Origin of the sequence: Lentilactobacillus sp., assembly GCF_040773105.1 — a bacterium.
GTDB lineage: Bacteria > Bacillota > Bacilli > Lactobacillales > Lactobacillaceae > Lentilactobacillus > Lentilactobacillus parabuchneri.
Map to the genome: position 1 here is coordinate 1 of NZ_JAXGWW010000236.1, position 3215 is coordinate 3215.

The window sequence follows — 3215 nt, forward strand, 5'->3', positions numbered from 1 at the left end:
TATAGACAAACTTATTTTATCATTAATTGCAATCATTTTATCTTAATTTTTTAATAAAAACAGCTGATCGATGACTTGACGCCAATCTTTTAATTGAATTGGCCCGGTTGTTGAAGAAACTTTCAAGTATTTTTGATTAAAATTCCGCCAATCCCCCCAAAAATCCGAGTCATGATCGCAACAAAAGGTCCGATCATTGTCTGATACGTCTTCATCAAAGTAATCTAAAAGTTGCGTTCTCCGACAGCCGGGATGATACACATAGTTCACCATTGCGGAAAGTTCGGCGAGTCGGCGACGTTTAGCTTGATCAAACACCCGTTGGACCGACTCAAATGAAAGCCCCTTGTCAAAATAATACTTGATGACTCTGAACTGATCATCATCGTTTAGCACTTTGGGATGTTGGTAAAGGTAGTCAACTACCCCAATATCGGGAATGGTATGATCAATCAGGTTAAGCTGTAAATACCGGTCATTTGGCTCATACAACAAAATAGCCAAACTGGGCTTTTGATCCCGCCCACAGCGACCAATTTCTTGGACATAACTTTGAATATTGGCCGGTAAATGATAATGAATAACAAACCGCACGTCGTCCTTATCGATTCCCATTCCAAAAGCACTCGTCGCACAGACAATATCCAAATTGCCATCCATGAACTGTTGTTGAATATGAAATCGGCGCTGATGATCCATTCCGCCATGGTAAGCCATCACTTTGCGATCGGTTTTTTGATTCAGCATGTCGGCAACTTGTTCGGCCTGCTTTTTACTGGAAAAATAAATGATCCCTGCGCCGTTTAACGTTTGGACAAGCTCTAACAGCGTTTGATCCTTTTGTTTTTGGTCCTGGCAAATTTGAGCACTCAAAAAAATATTCTTGCGGTTAATCGGCAGCAGGACTTGTTTGGGCTTGGCCGTTTGAAAATTCAAATGATTCAAAATATCTTTGCGGACAAATGGCGTGGCCGTGGCGGTCATCATCAGGGTTAACGGTTGGCCGAGCTTTTGGCGAACCTGCCCCAATTTTAAATAGTCAGGTCGAAAATCCGGGCCCCACTCTGAGATGCAGTGGGCCTCATCAATCACCAACAGGCCAATGTTTAGACGGGCCATCCGGTTTAAGATGTCGGGGTTAGCCAGCATTTCCGGCGAAACATAAATAAATTGATACTGGTTCAAGTGGTCGATAATGACCGCCTTTTCGTGAAAATCAAGTGCCGAAGTCAACGCAACCACCCGCTTTGATCCCAGGTATTGCAACCGACTGACTTGATCTTGCATCAACGAAATCAAAGGCGAGACAATCACCACCCGCTGATGGGTGAGTGCACCATACAATTGATACAGCAAGGTCTTTCCCCCACCTGTCGGCAATACCGCCAACGTATTTTGACCATTCAACAGATACTGAAGGATCGCTTCTTGACCAGGCCGAAAGTGATCAAAACCAAAATATTTTTTTAAGGCAACTTTTAGATCAGTCATCATGTGCTGTTTTACTCCTATAAATTTGAAACAATCGAAATTCGAAGAAACTTAATCCGGGAACTTCTTCGGCTGCTTGATCAAACGCCCAGTTGGCAACATCATCGGGTTGGGTCAAAGCGAGCTGTTGAAATGTTTTCGGCTGAATTAATGATTGATATGGGAATTGCGCAACCGGCGCCATAATGGCCGCTTCGATGAGGTGTTCATAAACCGTGGTCTGCTTAATTCGCCGTTGTGCCACAATTTGGTCAATGCTGGGCACCATTTGTCGGCGGTATAATTCAAACGTTTTTTTAGCGCTATTCGAGATGACCGGTTTTTCCAATCCAGCCGTTAATTGCATGAAGGGGTTGGGTTGAGGATGTTTTTGAATCAACAATAATAACATCCCGTAAAGCTGCAGCCACTGGATTTCGATAATGGCTGGCCTGGTTTTGAGTGAATCAGCCAGCTGGTCTTCAGTCATACCAGAAAAGTGGTGACCGATTAAACTTTGAACAAAGACTTCAGCGCGCTGGTCATTATCTAAACGGCTTAAAAAGCCCCTCAACAAATCATGAAATTGCTTCGGTAGGTTCTGCCGTTTATTCGCAATGAACCAGTGTTTCAAAAGTTGATCATCATAGTAGCCAAGGGATTGGGGATAGTATTTATGATTGGCGTAACTGTATTCCGAAACGATCTGAGAAGCAAAAACAAACCTTTGGGCAAACCGATTGACATCAACTCGTGACGATACGGCCAGGTATTTCAGCGGCAATAATTGAGCCGTGTAGTCATCGTGGATCACCTGTCCCTTCTTTGTTAATTTAAACTGGAGGCGGTCGTCAACCACAATCAAACCGGCTTGAGAAAGTTTCAGGGCAACTTGTTGATCATCGCCAAACTGCTGGCCATGCAGGCTATCGACAAAGTCTAACATGTCGTACTGCAATGACCAGTAAAGATTAGAAACCGTTCGTCTGCCAATCAGTGCGTTTTTCATGGCCTTAATCCGCCGGTATTGCGTTGAACTTCCAAAAATGAGGCAAAGCGTTTCTAAATCCATAAGATCCCCCAAAACCAATTCACGCCATTACAAAAGGCTAGCAACAAACCGCAAGTCCGTCCTAGCCTTCTAACATTACTCACTATTCAATTATATACGAAATTGGTTAATTATAAATGCTTTAACTTATCGAAGTTTCAACCTTGGCAGGAAACTGCCCTTGATCGCATAGAAAACGCCGCCCACGACAACGCCTTTAATCAGATTGAACGGCACTGCCCCAAACAAGATGACTGTTGAAAGTGGAAAGCCCAGCTTCATATTCATCAAGTTCATGTAAAGCGGAATGACGCCCAACCAGTTAATAGTCGACATAACGATCATCAACGAGATTGCCATTGTCAAGATCACCAACGTCGTCTTTTTCAGGCCGCTGGTAAACGAAAATGCCCGCTCACCCAGGTAATAGCTCCAAATCAGAACCAGTGATGAAATTAATGATGACCCAACCCCAATGAAGCCAAAAATCGATGCGCCAGTGGTGACCCAATAAAGAAGCGCCTTTAACCCGGCAATCGTCATCCCACCAACGGGGCCAAAAATAACCGTTCCAATCAAGATTGGCATGTCGCTTAAATCAAGCTTCATGTATGGGACAATCGGAATAATTGGAACTGACAGGAACATCAAAACATAAGAGCACCCTGCCAAAATCGACATCTCCACCAAACGA

The 3215-nt window shown here is 43.8% G+C and carries 3 protein-coding genes; all 3 read right to left on the reverse strand.

Annotated features, from left to right (window positions below):
• Positions 1-42: 42 nt before the first annotated feature.
• A complete protein-coding gene (locus tag AB3112_RS09970) occupies positions 43-1494 on the reverse strand; it encodes an ATP-dependent DNA helicase RecQ (RefSeq protein ID WP_084975478.1) in 1452 nt (483 codons plus the stop codon).
• Positions 1484-2542, reverse strand: a complete 1059-nt coding sequence (locus AB3112_RS09975) for a helix-turn-helix domain-containing protein (RefSeq protein WP_367334410.1) — start codon at positions 2540-2542, stop codon at positions 1484-1486. The genes AB3112_RS09970 and AB3112_RS09975 overlap by 11 nt, the downstream gene beginning before the upstream one ends.
• A 126-nt stretch (positions 2543-2668) precedes the next feature.
• The coding region (locus AB3112_RS09980) for an ECF transporter S component (RefSeq protein WP_367334411.1) at positions 2669-3215 on the reverse strand (547 nt) is incomplete at its 5' end.